Origin of the sequence: Nocardia sp. NPDC019219, assembly GCF_040632645.1 — a bacterium.
In the GTDB taxonomy this organism is placed as follows: Bacteria; Actinomycetota; Actinomycetes; order Mycobacteriales; family Mycobacteriaceae; genus Nocardia; species Nocardia sputorum.
The window spans coordinates 120528-136358 of sequence record NZ_JBEYCG010000019.1 but is presented as its reverse complement, the minus strand read 5'-3'; the positions used below and the strand labels follow the sequence as shown (position 1 = coordinate 136358).

General features: G+C 70.6%; 8 protein-coding genes. 3 read left to right on the top strand and 5 right to left on the bottom strand.

The genetic code is table 11. The annotated features are described in order from the left end of the window. Positions 1-56 precede the first annotated feature (56 nt). From ABZ552_RS28840 to ABZ552_RS28825, 4 genes are read right to left on the bottom strand one after another with little or no spacing between them, the layout of a single operon-like run. Positions 57-779 (bottom strand): class I SAM-dependent methyltransferase, encoded by a 723-nt coding sequence (locus tag ABZ552_RS28840; RefSeq protein WP_357441088.1) that lies wholly within the window; start codon positions 777-779, stop codon positions 57-59. Next, positions 776-8107 carry an acyltransferase domain-containing protein gene (locus tag ABZ552_RS28835; protein ID WP_357441085.1) on the bottom strand — a complete coding sequence of 2444 codons (7332 nt, stop codon included), beginning with the start codon at positions 8105-8107 and terminating at the stop codon, positions 776-778. Before ABZ552_RS28835 ends, ABZ552_RS28840 begins: the two co-directional genes overlap by 4 nt. Beyond that, positions 8104-8601: an OsmC family protein gene (locus ABZ552_RS28830; RefSeq protein ID WP_281873327.1), complete on the bottom strand. Its 498-nt coding sequence runs from the start codon at positions 8599-8601 to the stop codon at positions 8104-8106. The genes ABZ552_RS28835 and ABZ552_RS28830 overlap by 4 nt, the downstream gene beginning before the upstream one ends. Next, a complete protein-coding gene (locus tag ABZ552_RS28825; protein ID WP_357441082.1) occupies positions 8588-12490 on the bottom strand; it encodes an amino acid adenylation domain-containing protein in 3903 nt (1300 codons plus the stop codon). Before ABZ552_RS28825 ends, ABZ552_RS28830 begins: the two co-directional genes overlap by 14 nt. Before the next feature lie 46 nt (positions 12491-12536). On the opposite strand from ABZ552_RS28825, the gene ABZ552_RS28820 reads away from it, so the two are divergent. The 3 genes from ABZ552_RS28820 to ABZ552_RS28810 all read left to right on the top strand — a co-directional run bounded on the left by ABZ552_RS28820 (position 12537) and on the right by ABZ552_RS28810 (position 14787). Beyond that, the gene (locus tag ABZ552_RS28820; protein ID WP_357441079.1) at positions 12537-13622 is read left to right on the top strand and encodes an aldo/keto reductase; all 1086 of its coding nucleotides are present in this window, start codon (positions 12537-12539) and stop codon (positions 13620-13622) included. Between the two features lie 32 nt (positions 13623-13654). Continuing rightward, positions 13655-14269: a methyltransferase domain-containing protein gene (locus tag ABZ552_RS28815; protein WP_357441076.1), complete on the top strand. Its 615-nt coding sequence runs from the start codon at positions 13655-13657 to the stop codon at positions 14267-14269. A gap of 308 nt (positions 14270-14577) precedes the next feature. Next, positions 14578-14787, top strand: coding sequence for a hypothetical protein (locus ABZ552_RS28810; protein WP_281873331.1), 210 nt, complete (start codon positions 14578-14580; stop codon positions 14785-14787). 8 nt (positions 14788-14795) lie between these two features. Here ABZ552_RS28810 and ligD read toward each other — a convergent pair whose 3' ends face one another. Then, the gene (gene ligD, locus ABZ552_RS28805) at positions 14796-15770 is read right to left on the bottom strand and encodes a non-homologous end-joining DNA ligase (RefSeq protein WP_357441073.1); all 975 of its coding nucleotides are present in this window, start codon (positions 15768-15770) and stop codon (positions 14796-14798) included. Positions 15771-15831 lie beyond the last annotated feature (61 nt).

The window sequence follows — 15831 nt, the reverse complement described above, 5'->3', positions numbered from 1 at the left end:
AGTGATCCGGTCGGCCGTCGCCGTTCGTTTGCGGGCGGCACGGATGCCGCGATCGGTCAGCGGGTGAAGCGCAGCAGCCCGGTCGCCGAGTCCACATCGGCGGGCCGCAGCCCGGCCGTGCGCGCCTCGGCGGTCAGGCGGTCGACGTCGGCCGGCCATACGCGGTGCTCGGTGCGCACCTCCTGCACCAGCTGGTCGCCGTCGTAGGCGCGGTAGGTCATCCGCCAGACGAGCGACTCCGCGTCCACCGGGTCGGCCCGGCTCCAGCCCTCGTACCGCAGGTCACCGGCCTTGGCGGTGGTGTATCGGCGTTCCGCCGACGGCTCGACGCGCCCGGGACGCTGCACCTCCACCACGGCGTCGGCGCCCGGGGCGAGGGCGTCCGCGACGGCGCTCCACACCCGGGGCCGGGTGGCGGGATCGAAGTGCCCGATGACGCCCAGCGCGACCACCGCCGCACACCCCCTCGGCAGTCGCGTATCGAGGAAACCGCGGGGCCGCACGGTGATCCGCTCGCGCAGGTCCTTGCGGGCGGCAAGTCGCGACAGCAGCACCGCGCGCATCGGCGCCGCCGGTTCCACCGCCACGATCCGCGCGTCGGGCAACGCGTCGGCGAGCAGCATCGTGGACAGGCCGGTGCCCGCACCGATATCGACCACCGGTCCGGCGATGGTGTCCACCTCGGCCAGCAATCTCGCCAGCACGGGTTCCACGGTGGCCACATACGGTGTGGCCATGAGGTCGTAGAACTCCGCGGCGGCGGCATAGTCGTCGGTCACGGCTTCTCCGGATCGTCCAGGCTCGCGAGCAGTTCCGACACCAGATGGGCGACCGTCGAGACAGCGGGCGGGCGCAGCAGCGCATAGTGGTGGGCCGCGACCGGCCGGGTGTCGATGACGACGTCGGTGTGCGCTGCCCATCCGAGGTCCTGGAGATCGGAGCAGTCGTCGACTCCCATGCCGACCCCGGAGTTGTGCGGCGCGGGCAGTTCGGCGCGCACCAACAGGACCTCGAGCCCGTCGCCGTCGAGGTGACCCGTGTGATGCGCGCCGAGCGCACGCAGATGACGCCGGAAGATGTCTTCCTTGACCCGCTGGTCGGCCGGGTCGCCGCGCTCGACGAGGCCCGCGTCGGCCAGCAGGCGCCGGATCTCGTCGCGCTGTCGCTCGTCCGGATGCCTGTCGAAATCAGCACTGGGCGTGCCGGTTTCGAGATCGAGGTAGGCGGCGAGCGAGCCGAGGTAGCGGGTCCAGAATCCCCGTCCGTCGACATGGTGGATGCGATCGGCGATGTTCGAGTCGAGCAGAATCAGCGCCTCGACGATGTCACCGGCCGCGCGCAGACTGCGTGCCACCTCGTGCGCGATGATTCCGCCCATCGACCAGCCGCCGATCCGGTAGGGGCCGGTCGGCTGGTGCGCGCGCACGACGTCCACGTACACCCGCGCCAGCTCGGTGATCGTCTCCGGGCCGGGAGCGCCGGCCAGTTGCGGGTCCTGTATCCCGATGATCGGTATGCCGGTGTCCAGCGTGCGCGCCAGATCGACATAACAGAGCACGTCGCCACCGGTCGGGTGAATGAGGAACAGCGGCCGTCCGGTACCGTCGCGCAGCGGCACCAGACAGTCACCCGGTGCCGACGGCTCCGCGGCCTCGCGCCGCGCGGTCGCGGCGACCGCGGCCAGGGTGGGGTCGGCGAGGAATTCCCGTGGTGTCAACGTCAAGCCGAGTTCGGCGCGCAGCCGATTCAGCATCCGGATGGCCAGTACCGAGTCGCCGCCGAGGGCGAAGAAGTCGGTGCCGCGGTCGAGGTCATCGGCGACGTCCGTCATCCGCTGCCACAGCCCGGCGACGGCGCGCTCGGTGTCGGTGGCGGGCGGGCCGCTCGCCACCGCCCGGACCGGTGCGGCGACGATGCGCGCGGGTCGTTCGGCATCGGGCACCTCCAGCGGCGCCGTCCAGGTGCCCGGCCGGTCCACGAGCGCGGTGATCATGTCGCACACCTGCGCGAACAGCGCGTCGAGCACACCCGGGGGAAACAGTTCCGCGACCGCGTCCAGGTTCACCACCACCGAGTCGTCCCAGTCCCACTGGAACACTTGCATGTCCAAGGCAACCTGCGGCGTGCGGACACGCTGATAGAAGTCGCGGACGACGACCGTGTCGGGGGTGCCGCCGGGCGGATTGAGCCCGAGGGTGCTGTGGAAGACGACGGGCGCCTGCGGCGCGGTGTCGCGCCTGCGCCGTGCCAGCTCGCGCAACACCTCGACGCCGGTGACCTGTCCGTGGTCCAGCATGGTGGCGACGGACTCCTGCACGGTCCGGGCGGCGGTCAGGAACGTCGGCCGCGCGGGCAGGGCGATGTCGAGCAGCACGGTCCCCGCGTAGGGACCGATGGCGTGATCGAGGTCGCGCGGCAGGTGCAGGCGGTTGAGATAGAGCACGTTGAGCAGGAAGCGGCGGTGCCCGGCCATCCGGGCCAGCGCCGCGGCCCAGCAGGTGGCGAACATCGTGGTGGGTGTGATGTTGTACTCGGCGCAGCGGTCGCGCAGGACCGCCATCTGCTCGCCGGATACGCGGAATTCCCGTCGTTCCAGCGTGTCCGGGCGTACCTGATCGAACGGCACCGCCAGGGGTAACGCGGGAGCGGGCGGAAGATCATCGATGCGTTCCCACCACCAGTCGCGCTGTGCTCGCCATTCCGGTTCGCCGCGCTGGCGTCCGATGGTCTCCACGTAGTCGCCGAAGTGGGCGGTGAGCGCGGGCAGCACCGTATTCGGTTCGTCCAGGTAGGTGAACAACTCGGTGAACATCAGCTGCACCGACCACCCGTCGGCCACGAGCAGGCTGCACACGATGTGCAAGCTCAGCTCGTCGTCCGGAAGCCGGACGGCGGTGACGGCGAACGGCCACGGGTTCAGCCGTGGACCGGTGCGCTGCACATCCGCGCGGATGGCGGCCAGCCGCTGGTCGATGTCCTCGGCGTCGGCCGAGCTCAGGTCGAGATGGATGATCGGGAGCGCGGCCAGCCGCGGATCGTCGACGGGCAGCACCTGCTGGGTGCCGTCCGGCAGGAAGATCGCCCGCAGCATGGGCTGGCGTTCCACCTGCCGACGCACCGCCTCGTCCAGCACGGTCGGATCTATCCCGCTGAGCCGGAAGTCGACATAGTTGTGCGCCGAGTCGTAACTGAGTGCGTATCCGTGCTGCTGCCCCACCCAATAGGCCTGTTGCAGCGGGGTGAGCGGGAACGGCGCCGCCGGGTCGGCCTGCCGCGCCAGTTCGACAGCCGCCGCCGCGATCCCGGAACGGCGCTGCGCGATCAGCGCGACGAGATCGGCGAACGAGAGATCCCCGACCAGTTCCGCCACGGGCACCGCCACGCCCAGCCGTGTGCGGACCATGGTGGCCATGCGCACCGCCAGCACGGAATCGCCGCCCAGACCCACGAAGGTGGAATGGGGTTGCACGGCAGGGGTTTCGACGCCGAGGACCTGCGTCCAGATCTCGGTGACCGCGGCGGCCACGTCTTCGTCGCGATCACCGCCGCGCATCCCGGAATCCGCTGCGGTCCACGCTTCCGGATCACCGGCGAGGCGGCGCAGCCACGCCACGTAGGAAGCGAACGCCGTATCCGCGTCCGCGGGATCGAGCACGGTCTCCAGGACGTCCCACTGCAGCTGCACTCCCCCGGCATGGACGAACGCCTGATGGTCGAGCCATACCTGCGGTGTCTGGCTCACGCCGTGCGCTATTCTGCCCGCCCACTCCAGATCCGGGGCGCCGTCCACCAGGTGAGCCGCATCGAGGGCACTGGTGAACACCACCGGCAACAGCCGGCGCTGCCCTGTGCGGGTGGACAGCTCGGCGAGCACGTCCAGCGCCGAATACTCGCGGTGATCGATGTCGTCGAATAGTCGCCGCTGGGTGCGGGCGACGCGCTGAGCGAAGGCGCCGCCCTCGGTGCGATCGACTTCGTGAGCCAGCAGCGTGGTGAAATCCCCTACCGCGCGGTCGATTCCCGGCAGCGCCACCGGTCGGTCGATCAGGGTCAGCGACAGGGTGAACCGCTCGTCACCGGACCAGGCGGCGAGCACGTCGGAGTACGCGGTGAGCAGTACGGCGGACGGCGTGACCCCGTGTTCTGCTGCCAGCCGCCGCAGCCCCTCCCATTCTCCTGGCGCGAGCCGGGCTTCCCGGCGGGCGAACCACGGCTGGGCCTGGGTGCGGGTGCGGGTCGGCAGAGCGGGCGCGCCGGGCAGGCTGTCCATCCGGCTCTGCCAGTAGTCGATCGCTCGCCTGCGGTCGGCGGACTCGGCGCGGGCCTCGATATGCGCGACGTAATCGGCGAAGCGTGTCCGCAAGGGCGGCAACACGGCGGCCGGGTCGGTGTAGAGCAGCCGCAGATCGCGGTCGAGGACGAGGAAACTGCCCGCATCGCAGATCAGCGCATCGATGCCGACGAACAGCCGGGTGGTGGTGTCGTCCAGGAGCGCGGCCCGCACGTCGAACAGCGGCCACCGGTCCGGGCGGTGCACCCGGTGCGACAGACGACGCCGCAGGTCCGACAGCGTGCCCTCGCGGGCCTCGGCGGCCGAGCCGGTGAGGTCGTGGCGGCGGATCCGGAATCGCGGCACCTCGGGGAGGATGTGGTTGCGCCCGTCCTCGGTGATGACCGCGCGCAGCATCTCGTGCCGGTGGATCGCCTGGTTCCACGCCTGCTCGTAGCGATCCAGATCCAGCTTGTCACAGTCGTATTCGAGATAGATGTGGCACGACACGTCACTCAATCCGAATGCGCCCGACCGGCCGACCCAATACGCGTGCTGTACCCGGGTGAGCGGGAACGTCAAGTCCAGGTTCGCCTCGTCTCGCGGACGGACGATATCGGTCGCAGGTGGCTCGGGTGGCACCGATGCGGCGGCGGGCGCCGCCGGGCGGCGATCTCGCAGCAGCGCCGCGAAAGCGGCAACGGTCGAGTGAGTGAGCAACTCCCGCATGCGGATATCGGTGTGCTCGCCGTCGTTGAGGATGTCGAGCATCCTGGTCGCCAGCATGGAGGTGCCACCGAGTGCGAAGAAGTCGGCCTCGGCGTCGACGACCGGCTCGCCCAGCAACTCTTCCCAGAGTGCGGCGATCCGCTCCTCTTCCGCACCCGCGAACCTCGGCGACGCGGCAGGCTCCGGAAGGGGCGCCGTCGTCTCCGGCTTATTCTGCGCGACAACAGGATCAGCGGACAGAAGCCCCGTCGCCGGTTGCGTGCTGCCGTTGCGCGTCGGCGCTTCGGGACGGATCGACTCCGTCTGGACCGGCCGACCGTCGGGCATGACCGGTGCATGGGTGGGCGATACCGCCGACCGCTCGACGGCCGCGGGAGCCTGCGCTACGGACGGTGCGCGCACCACCGCGGGCGTCTCGATCCGTCCGGCCGGGCTGGGCTGCGGACCATCGCCGTTCGGTGCCACGGCCCGGGGCGCGGGCTCGGTCGGCACCGTCTCGGTGGGCGGGTCGATCCAGAGACTGCGGCGTTGAAAGGGGTAGGCGGGCAGGCGAGTGCGGCGGCGGCGACGATGCAGGGCCTCGACGTCCACAGCCGCGCCCGTACACCACAGCTGACCGACGGCCGTGAGCAGGGCCGCCCGATCCGGGGCCGGGCCATCGGCCCGCTCCCCGGGGTCCGCGAGGGTGGTCAGCGCGGCGGTCAGCGTAGGCGGCGCGTTGCGGCGCGCGAGCGCGGCGAGGGAACTGCCCGGACCGACCTGGACCACGGTTGTGGGGGCGGCGGCCGTCGCGGCCTGCAGCGCGGCCGCGAAGCGCACCGGTTCCCGCAGATGCCGTGCCCAGTGCTCGGCGTCCACGACACGAACCGGCCGACCGGTGCGGGTGCTGTAGAGCGGCAGCGCGGCCGGAGCCGACCGCACCTCCGCGGCCGCGGCGCGCAGCGGCGCGACCGCCGCGGCGACAGCGGGAGAATGCAGGGCGGCGTCGACCCGAAGCCTGCTCGCGGGGATCCCGGCGCGACCGAGAGCCGCCGACAGCGCCTCGATGGCGTCGACCGGTCCCGCGACCACACAGGCGTCCGGGCCGTTCACGGCGGCGAGCGCGATCTCGGGGTACCGGGACACAGCGGCGCGCACATCCTCCTCGCCGAGGGTGACCGCCAGCATCGCTCCGGGCGCGGTGTCCGCCAGCGCGCTGGACCGGACCGCCACCAACCGCGCGGCGTCCGGCGGACTCAGCACCCCCGCGACGACGGCGGCGGCGTATTCGCCCAGACTGTGGCCGATGACGCCGTCGGGCTCGATTCCGTAGTGGCGCAGGGTCGCCGCGGTCGCGAGCGACACCGCGAACAGGGCGGGCTGTCCGTAGCGCACACGGTCGACGTCGTGCCGCGCGGCGCGGCCGCTCACGATCTCGCGAATGTCGTAGTCCAGCAACGACCGCATCGCTTCGGAGCATTCGTCGATCTGAGCGGCGAACACCGGCTCGTCGCGATAGAGCCCGGCCCCCATGCCCGAATACTGTGCACCGGCACCTGGAAACGCGAAGACGATGTCCGGTCGCTGGGACGGTACCCGCCCGGCGGCGAGGGGCCGTGGCTTCGGATCGTCGCCCGACAACAGTGCGGCGGCACGCCACCCGGACTCCGGATGCGCCCCCCGCGAAACCGTGTAGGCGTAGTCGGCTCCGGTTTCGGCCGTCATATCGTCGGCCTGCGCGATCTGTTCCCGGCAACCGGCCTCCGTGACCGCCGAGACCAAGAGCAGTTGCGGGCGCGGATCGGGGTCGCTCGACTGGCTGCGCACGGGGGCTTGTTCCAGCACCACATGGCAATTGGCGCCGCCGATACCGAACGAGCTCACCCCGGCGATCCGGGTGCCGTCCCGTTCGGGCCAGTCCCGGGTGTGCTCGATGACCTCGAACAGGCCGCGGTGGCGTTCCAGATCCGGATGGGCCGGACGCGCGTGCAGCGTCGCCGGAATGCGCCGATGGTCCAGGGCGAGGGCGGTTTTGATCAGCGAGGCGATGCCTGCGGCACTGTTGGTGTGGCCAATGTTGCTCTTGACCGATCCCAGCGCGATCGGCTGGGGAGCCGTCCGGTCGGCGAACACCGCGGCCAGCGCCGACAGCTCGATCTGATCGCCCAGTGCGGTGGCCGTGCCGTGCGCCTCGATCAGGTCGACCGCGTCGATGCCGATATCGGCGACCGCCAGCGCCTCGGCGATCGCTCGCGCCTGCCCGGCCGCCGACGGCGCGGTGAATCCGGCCTTGCCGCCGCCGTCGTGGTTCACCGCGCTGCCGCGCACGATCGCGTAGATCGGATCGCCGTCGGCGAGCGCGTCCGCGAGCCGCCGCAGCACCACCAGGCCCACGCCCTGACTGTGCACCATGCCGGTACCGCCGGCTCCGAACGCCCGGGTCCGGCCGTCCGCGGAGAAGACCGCGTCGGGTACATGCAGGTAACCGCGTCCCTGGGGCACGATCAACGACGCGCCCCCGGCGAGGGCGGCATCGCATTCCTCCGACAACAGCGCCTGGGCGGCCAGATGTACCGCGACCAGCGAGGTCGCGCAGGCGGCCTGCACCGCCACAGCGGGGCCGGTGAGGTCGAGCCGGTAGGCGATCTGCTGGGGGAAATAGTCGGTGAGCGTGCCCGTCTCCGCCTGCAACCGGCCGATCGGATCCCGTTCGGCATTCAGGCGATAGGCCGCGAGGTTGTGTTCCAGATAGTCACTGCGCGAGGCCCCGGTGAAAACGCCGACCGCGCCCAGGCCCGCGCCCGCGCGGTATCCCGCGTCGCCGAGCGCGTCCCAGGAGCATTCCAGCAGCAGCCGCAGCTGTGGATCCATCAATTCGGCATCGCGCGCCAGGATGCCGAAATGCTCCGGTTCGAAACGGTCCTGCCCATCGATCACCGCGCCGACGGGCACGTAATTGCGGTGCGCGCGCAGTTCGGCGGACACGCCACGAGCGGCGAGCTCCGCGTCGTCGAACCGGGTGAGGCCTTCCCGGCCCGCGGCGATCAGGTCCCAGTAAGAGGCCAGATCCGGTGCGCCCGGAAACCGGCACGCCATTCCGATGACGGCTACGGCGTTGTCTTCGTTCACGATTCGATCTCCACTTCCGAGTCCACCGCCAGTTGTCCGCGCATCATCGCCAGCACCGGGCACGAGGCCTCGACGAGCCGATGCAGGTCCCGATATCGGTCCGGTGCGTCCGGGCCGTCGATCCGGACCCGCACGCCGATGCGTCCCGGCTGGGCCGGGTCCGTGAGCCCGAGGACGGGACCGAGGTCCACCTGGGCGGTGACGTCCACCGACAGCGAATCGATGGCGATGCCCAGCCGGGCCGCGTGGAAGCGGTAGGTGACCGCCTGACAGGTGCCCAGTGCGGCCAAGGCCGTTCCGATCGGGTCGGGGCCCGCGTCACCGCCCCCGGCCGCCACGGGTTCGTCGACCACGAGGCTGTGGCGTCCGATGCGCACCCGCATCTCGGTCGGCGTGCCCGAGCGGTGTTCGGTACGAACAGTGAACCGCTGTCTGCGGTCGGTTGCGCGGCTCGCAGCCGAACGCAACCGGAATACCGTGTCAGCGAACGACATCCGCGAGCCTCACTTTCGATCGATGCGCCCGCCTGCGGCGTCCCCGCGCCGCGGCGCCGGTGAGATCGATCGGCACGGCACCGGATCGGCTCCTCGACGGGTCCGGTGCAACGCGGTCGGCGATCCAGTCCGCCAGTCGCCGGACGGTGCCGAGCCGGAAGATGTCCGGGACCGTGAGCGCCGGGGTGAGGTGCCGCAGTCTGCGATGGGCGCGAACCAGGGTCAGGGAAGTCGCGCCGAGATCGTGGAACGGCGTGGTCATCGCGATGCCGGGGCCGAGCAGATCGCTGAACACCTCGACGATCACCGCCTCCACACGTGCGCGGGCGGCCGAGGCGGTCGAGGCCGGGGCAGTGAGGACGAGTTCGGCCGCATCGCCGTACTGCGTTTCGGCGGTGAGCCCGGCGGCCGTGGCCGAGGCGTGCAGTCGGCCGACCCACTCCGCGGCGTGGTCCGCGGCGGCGCCATCGATGGGTTCCACGCGCAGCGTCAGCGTCAGCCCGAGCGCTTCGGCCTGTCGCGCCGCGTGCAGCAGCCAGTCGTCGACCGGTGTCGACGCCTGCTCCCGGTCCGGAACTCCGGCCGACGCGGCTGCTACCTCGTCGGCCGCGACGACGGTTGACCGCACCAGACCTGTTGCCGGCGCGCGCTTCTCGACCGCGGATCGATCATCGTCCGCTGCTGATGCCGCTCGACGGTCTTCGGCGGGTATCCCGGACGCCGCACCGGTCGCGTCGCGACGGAACGGGTTCGGCAGCCGGGCATGGTCGACCTTGCCGTTGGACGTCAACGGCAAGGCGTCCAACGGCACCCACCGGGACGGCACCATGTATTGCGGCAGGTGCCGCGCCGCGTGGTCGGCGAGTCCCGTGGTGTCCACCGGTGCATCGGCGCCGGTTACGTACGCTACGAGCTGCGGCCGATCGTCCGCCCCCGGCACCGCCGCCGCCACACAGCGGCGCACGCCCGGATGCCGGGCCAGCACGGCCTCGATCTCTCCCAGTTCGATGCGGTGGCCGCGCACCTTGACCTGCCGGTCGACGCGGCCGAGAAACTCGATGGTCCCATCGGGACGCCACTTGCCCAGGTCGCCCGTTCGATACAGCCGGAGGCCGAGCCGGTCGTGGCGGACGAAACGACGCGCGGTCTGCTCGTCGTCGCCGACATACCCGCGCGCCAGACCGGCTCCTCCGATGTGCAGTTCACCGGGCACGCCGACCGGACAGGGCCGGCCCTCTTCGTCGAGCACGAGGAAGAACTGCGCGCGCAGTGCCGTGCCGTAGGGGATGCTGGTCCATTCGGGCCGCACCTGCCGGATCGGGTGGCAGATCGACCAGATCGCGGCTTCGGTCGCGCCGCCCAGACTGATGATGCGCACATGCTCGCCGATCACCGCGCGGAGCCGGTCGGGCAGCGACAGCGGAATCCAGTCACCGGACAACAGGAATACCCGCAACGAGCGCAACCGCGCCGCGGCCGCCACATCCGCCTCGGCGTATTCGACGAGCATCTCGGCGAGCGCGGGCGCGGTGTTCCACACCGTGACCTCGTGCGCGGCGACGAGGTCGCACCAGTGCCCCGGATCGCGCAGCCGCTCGGCGTCCGGCACGACCAGCGCCCCGCCCGCGCCGAGCACGCCGAAGATGTCGTACACGGACAGATCGAAACTCAGCGCCGAGAGGGCCAGGACGCGATCGCTCGGGCCGACGCCGAAGCGGTCGTTGATGTCGTCGATGGTCGTGCGCGCGGCGCGATGTTCGATCGCGACGCCCTTCGGCTCACCGGTCGATCCGGAGGTGAAGATGACGTAGGCCAGAGCGTCGTCCGCGGCCGCCATCGGCTGATCCACGCTCACCGCGCCGGACGTGGCCTCCAGCGGATGCGCGGTGACGTTCGAGGGCAGTTCGACGCCGGGCGCGGCCACGGCATGGGTGATTCCGGCACGGCGACAGACCGAGGCGATCCTCGCCGCGGGCCACTCGGGCTCGACCGGCACGAATGTCGCTCCCGCCCAGAGCACTCCGTAGACGGCGACGATCTGGGCCGCCGACTTCGGGGCTATGACCGCGACACGGTCGTCCGGACGGACCCCGGCCGCGATCAGCCGCCCGGCCAGCGTGCGCGCCCGCGCGGACACCTCGTCGTGCGTCAGCGTCTCCCGGCTGGACAGCACCGCCGCCGCCCCGGGCCGCGCCGCCGACTGCTCGCGCTGCGGGTCGATGAGCAGCCCGGCGCCGAGCCCGGATGGAAGCGGCTGCGTCTGCTCGAAATGCGGATTCCAACCCAGGTCGACGGCTTCCCACGCCTCGTCGTCCTCCGCCAGGCGACGCAACAGGCGGGCATGGGCGCACAGCATCCGGGCCACGAAGTCGGCCGGGAAGGCCGCTTCGACCGCGTCCCAGGCCAGCCGGAGCCCGCCCGCCTCGTCCCAGACGATGTGGTCGAGGGTCACCTGCGGGGTCTGCGACACGCCGAAGATCTCATCGCCCAGCCATCCCGCCGCCGCCCCGTCGGCCTGGCCCAGCCCGACACCGCTGGTGAAGACCACCGGGTAGCGCGGTGCCAGGTCGGGGACCTGCTCGCGCTGGACCTCGACACCGCTGTAGGAACGGTGCTCCAGATCGGCCCAGAACCGCGCGTTCACGCGGCGGGCGAAATCGGTGAAGCCCTGCCACGAATCCGGGTCCGGCGACGGCATCTCGACCAGCGCGGTGGTGCTGAAATCCCCGACCACCCCGTCGATGTCCACGTGGTCGGGACGATCGAAGAGGGTCGCGTTGAGGCAGAACGCGTCGGTGGCGCCCCAGCGGGACAGGGTCAGGCCGAAGGCGGCGAGCAGCACGGCAGTGGGACTGAGTCCGCGCCGCGCCGCGTGGGCGGTGAGCGCCGACCAGTGAGCTGGACTCAGCCGTTCCTCATGGCGGCGGAAACGGGCGGTGCGAATGGTTTCCGGCGCGGCGGCGTAGGGCAACCGGGGACCGGGCGGCAGCGCGGCCAGGCGGTGTCGCCAGTACGCCTTGTCCCGCTCTCGCCGCTCTGTTTCGGACGCCCGGCGTGCGCGCAGTACGCGAAGGAACGTGGTGGAAGGCGCGCGCAACGCGGCCTCGGGATCGGCGAGGAACAGTCCCCACTCGCGCATGAGCTGGATCCAGCTCGCCATGTCCAGCATCATGATGTCGAAGCCGACGAACAGCCGCATCGCACCGGACGGCAGGAGTGCTGCGTGGATGTCGAACAACGGTCCGGTCGTGGCATCGCGCACCTGATGCGACTTCTCCTGCCGCAGCCGCGCCAGTTCGGCGGAGGCGTCGCTTCCGTCCCGTAGATCGGTGATCCCGATGCGGTAAGGATCTCCCGCCGGTAGCACCCGTTGCCTGCCGTCGTCGGTGACGACGGCTCGCAGCATGTCGTGACGCGTGACGACCTTGTTCCACGCCGCCTCGAGGGTGGCGACCTCCGACCACGCGTCCGCCGCCACGAACCGTTCCGGATCGCGGTCGAACTCGAAGTAGTAGAACGTGGCCACCCCGCCCAGTGGCATGCCTTCCTCGCGGCCGACCCAGTAGGACGCCTGGATCGGAGTGAGCTCCTCCTCGTCGACGGCGTCGGGCACCTCGGCGGTCGGCGGCTCGGCATCGGGGCCGGGCGGGTGATCGGTTGTCCCGCCGCGCTTCTCGACTTCGGCGGTCAGGGTTTCGATCGTGGCTCCGACGAAGGAGGCGAGCGGAACGCGGACCCCCGTGCGTTCGGCCAGGCGCACATGCAGACGGGCGGCGAGGAACGAATCCAGTCCGAGCTCCTGCAACGGCCGCCGTGCCTCGATCTCGTGCGCGTCGATTCCCAGAACCGTTGCAGCGCAACGGCGAACTTCATCCACGGTGGTCGCCATCTCCAGCCCTTGCTCGGCAAATCCAACGCGCTTACACTAACCAGTAATGACAATCTTTTTCAACAATGCGTTGGACTGCTACCGGTTGCTGGGTCGGTCGGGACTGCGCGTATCACCGATGGCGTTGGGTACGTTGACCTTCGGATCCGCCTGGGGATGGGGAGCGGACAAAGGGGAAGCCCGGCGAATCTTCGACGCGTATGTCACCCGCGGCGGCAACTTCTTCGACACCGCGGGCAACTACACCGGCGGCACCGCCGAGGAATGGCTCGGCGAGTTCGCCTCGACCGACCGGGACGCCCTCGTCCTCGCGACCAAGTACTCCGCGCTGCGACGGCTCACCGACCCGAACTCCGGCGGCAACCATCGCAAGAACATGATCGCGTCGGTCGAGGCGAGCCTGCACCGCCTGCGCACCGATTATCTCGACCTGCTCTATCTGCACCTGTGGGACGACCGGACACCGGCCGAGGAAATCCTGCGCGGCATGGACGATCTGGTGCGCACGGGCAAAGTGCTGTACGTCGGCATCTCGAACACCCCCGCCTGGCAGATCGCCCGCATGCAAACCATCGCCGATCTGCGCGGCTGGACACCGATGATCGCCGTTCAGCTCGAATACAACGTGGCCGAGCGCACCGCGGAGCACGACATGCTGCCGATGGCACGGGAACTCGGCCTCGGCGTCGTCGCCTGGTCGCCACTGGCGGGTGGCGTCCTCACCGGCAAGTACACCCGCGCCGACCTGCCGCCGGACGCACGCAAGCCGACGCTGGGCACCTCCCGCAAGGACCTGATCGTCGCCGGCGAGGGTCTCACCGATCGAAGCTTGGCCATAGCCGATTCCGTGCGCCGCGTCGCCGCGGAACTCGGCCGCTCACCGGCGCAGGTGGCCCTCGCGTGGACGCTGCGGCACCCCGATGTCACCGCGCCCGTCCTCGGCGCACGCACCCTCGCGCAACTCGAGGACAATCTCGGCGCGTTGACGGTGCAGTTCGACGAGCACCATCTCGACCAGCTCCGGGAAGCGTCTGCCATCACCGCGGGCTATCCGCACAACGTCCTCGCGCGCCCCATGGCGCGCCGGACCCTTGTCGGAGACATGCGCGTCGAAACGCGCTCCAGGTCCTGACACCCAGCACCGACACCCCCGAGGAAACGATCTTGGCTCTCTTCGACCTGTTCGTCGACCACCTGCTGCGCCGACCGCGAGGGCCGCTGGCCCGGCGGATGTGGCGGGACATGAAGTCCCACCACGACATCTTCCGGGACACGCTGGCGGCGCTGCACCTCACCCCCGACGACCGGCTTCTCGAAATCGGCTGCGGCGGCGGCACCTTCGCCGCACGAGCGCTCGAGTCGGGCTGCCGGACGACCGCGGTGGATCACAGCGCCGACATGGTGGCGCTCACGAAGTCGGCGAACGCGGACGCCGTGCGCGAGGGCCGGCTCGAGGTCGTCGAGGCGGCCGCCGAATCGTTGCCTCTGCCGGATCGGCACTTCACCTGCGCCACCGCGATGAACGTGTTGTTCTTCGTCTCCGTGCCCGCCATGCTCGCCGAACTGCATCGCGTGCTCGCGCCCGGCGGACGCCTCGTGCTGCACACCGTCGCACCAGAGCCGCCGCGCTCGGTCATGCCCGCGCCGCTGGCGGGACGCGTGCGCTTGCACTCCGACACCGAACTCGTCGCCATGCTCGAGGCGGCAGGCTTTCACCAACCGCGCGTCGAGCGGGTCGACGGCGCCTACCAGCTCGTCACGGCCTCACGTCCGGCCTGAAGTCCCGCGGGTCTCGGCGTGCTCCTTCACCGGGCGCGCCACAGGGAAACGGCGAGCGTCGAGACATCCAGCGCCGTCTCCGAGATCGAGATTCTCCCTATAGGAGAATACTCGTGCGGAAGGACCCCGCACACGACAGGGATTTCGGTGACCCCTTGCGGCGCGCACCGATGAGCGAGGTAATCGATGAGTGCGGGGTTCGTATCCCGCCCCGTCGCCGGATCGATCGCTCCGGCGGCCTGAGCATCCGTCGACAACCGAAACGGCCGGGCAGGGAGGCGCCCGGCACGACGACAGCGAGGTTCGTCATGAACAAGAAGTTGCACGCCGGGGTGGTCGCGCTGGCGCTAGCTCCCGCCATCGCCGCCGCTTCCGGCACGGCCACCGCCGAATCCGCACCCGCTCCCGGCACGGAGCAACGACACGAAGCCATGGCCGGGTTCTCCGCCCCGCCGTGTTTACCGTGGATCCTTCCGCCCGCAGTGAACGTCAACGCGTTCTTGATCTGTCTCGCGTGACCCCGGTATCAGCCGGAGGGCGGCGTGTCCGCACCCGCACGGCGCGCGCGGGCGCGCCGTTTACCCTCGTGCATCGCCTGCACCCGGGCCACCGGGATGGTGTGGCCCTCGGCGATCAAATCGTCCGGAAGCCGTTGCGTCGCGGGCATTCCGGTTCGCCAAGGATCGCGGTCCGCCAGCCGGGTCAGCGCGGTTCGCAGAGTGAAGTCCGTCGGCGTCACCTCGTCGAGCTGCGACCACGTGAGCGGGAAGGACACCGGCGTTCCGGGGCGGATACGGGGACTGTAGGCCGCGACCACAGTCGCGCCACCCGCGCGCGTCGAGTCGAGGAACACCTTCCCCGCACGGTCTTCTTTGATGAACGCCGTCGTGGCGAGGTCCGGATCCAGCCGCTCGGCTCGGGCCGCGATCGCGCGAGTGGCCGCGGCGGCATCCTCGACCGGCGTGCCCGGCTCGACCGGGACGAACACGTGCACGCCTTTCGCGCCACTGGTCTTCACCGCACCCGCCAAACCGTCGTTCGCCAGCGCCGTACGGATCAACTTCGCCGCGTCCGCGGCGTGCCGGAAGGTCTGCCCGGGTGAGGGATCGAGGTCGAGCACCAGATGTGTCGGACCGAGAGCATGGTCGGCGGGCAGCAGCGTCGGGTGGTACTCCACCGCGCGCTGATTGCCGAACCACAACAGGGTGCGCACGTCGTCGCACAACGCATAGGAGATCTCGCGCCGGGAACTCTCTGCCCACACCGTCACCCGCCGGACCCACTCCGGCGTGTACTTCGGCAGGTTCTTCTGCATAAACGCGGGCTGACCAGGCCGGATTCGCACCACCGACAGCGGCCGGTCGCGCAATACAGCGACCAGCCGCTCCCCGACCGCCTCGAGATAGTCGATCAGATCCCGCTTGGTCGCCTCCGCACCGTCGAACAGCGGCTGATCGAGATTGGACATCGCCACACCGTGACGCACCTCTTCCTGGCCCACCGGGCCACCATGCCCGCCCACGCCACCGAGGTCAACCCGCCACACGCGGCGATGACACGGC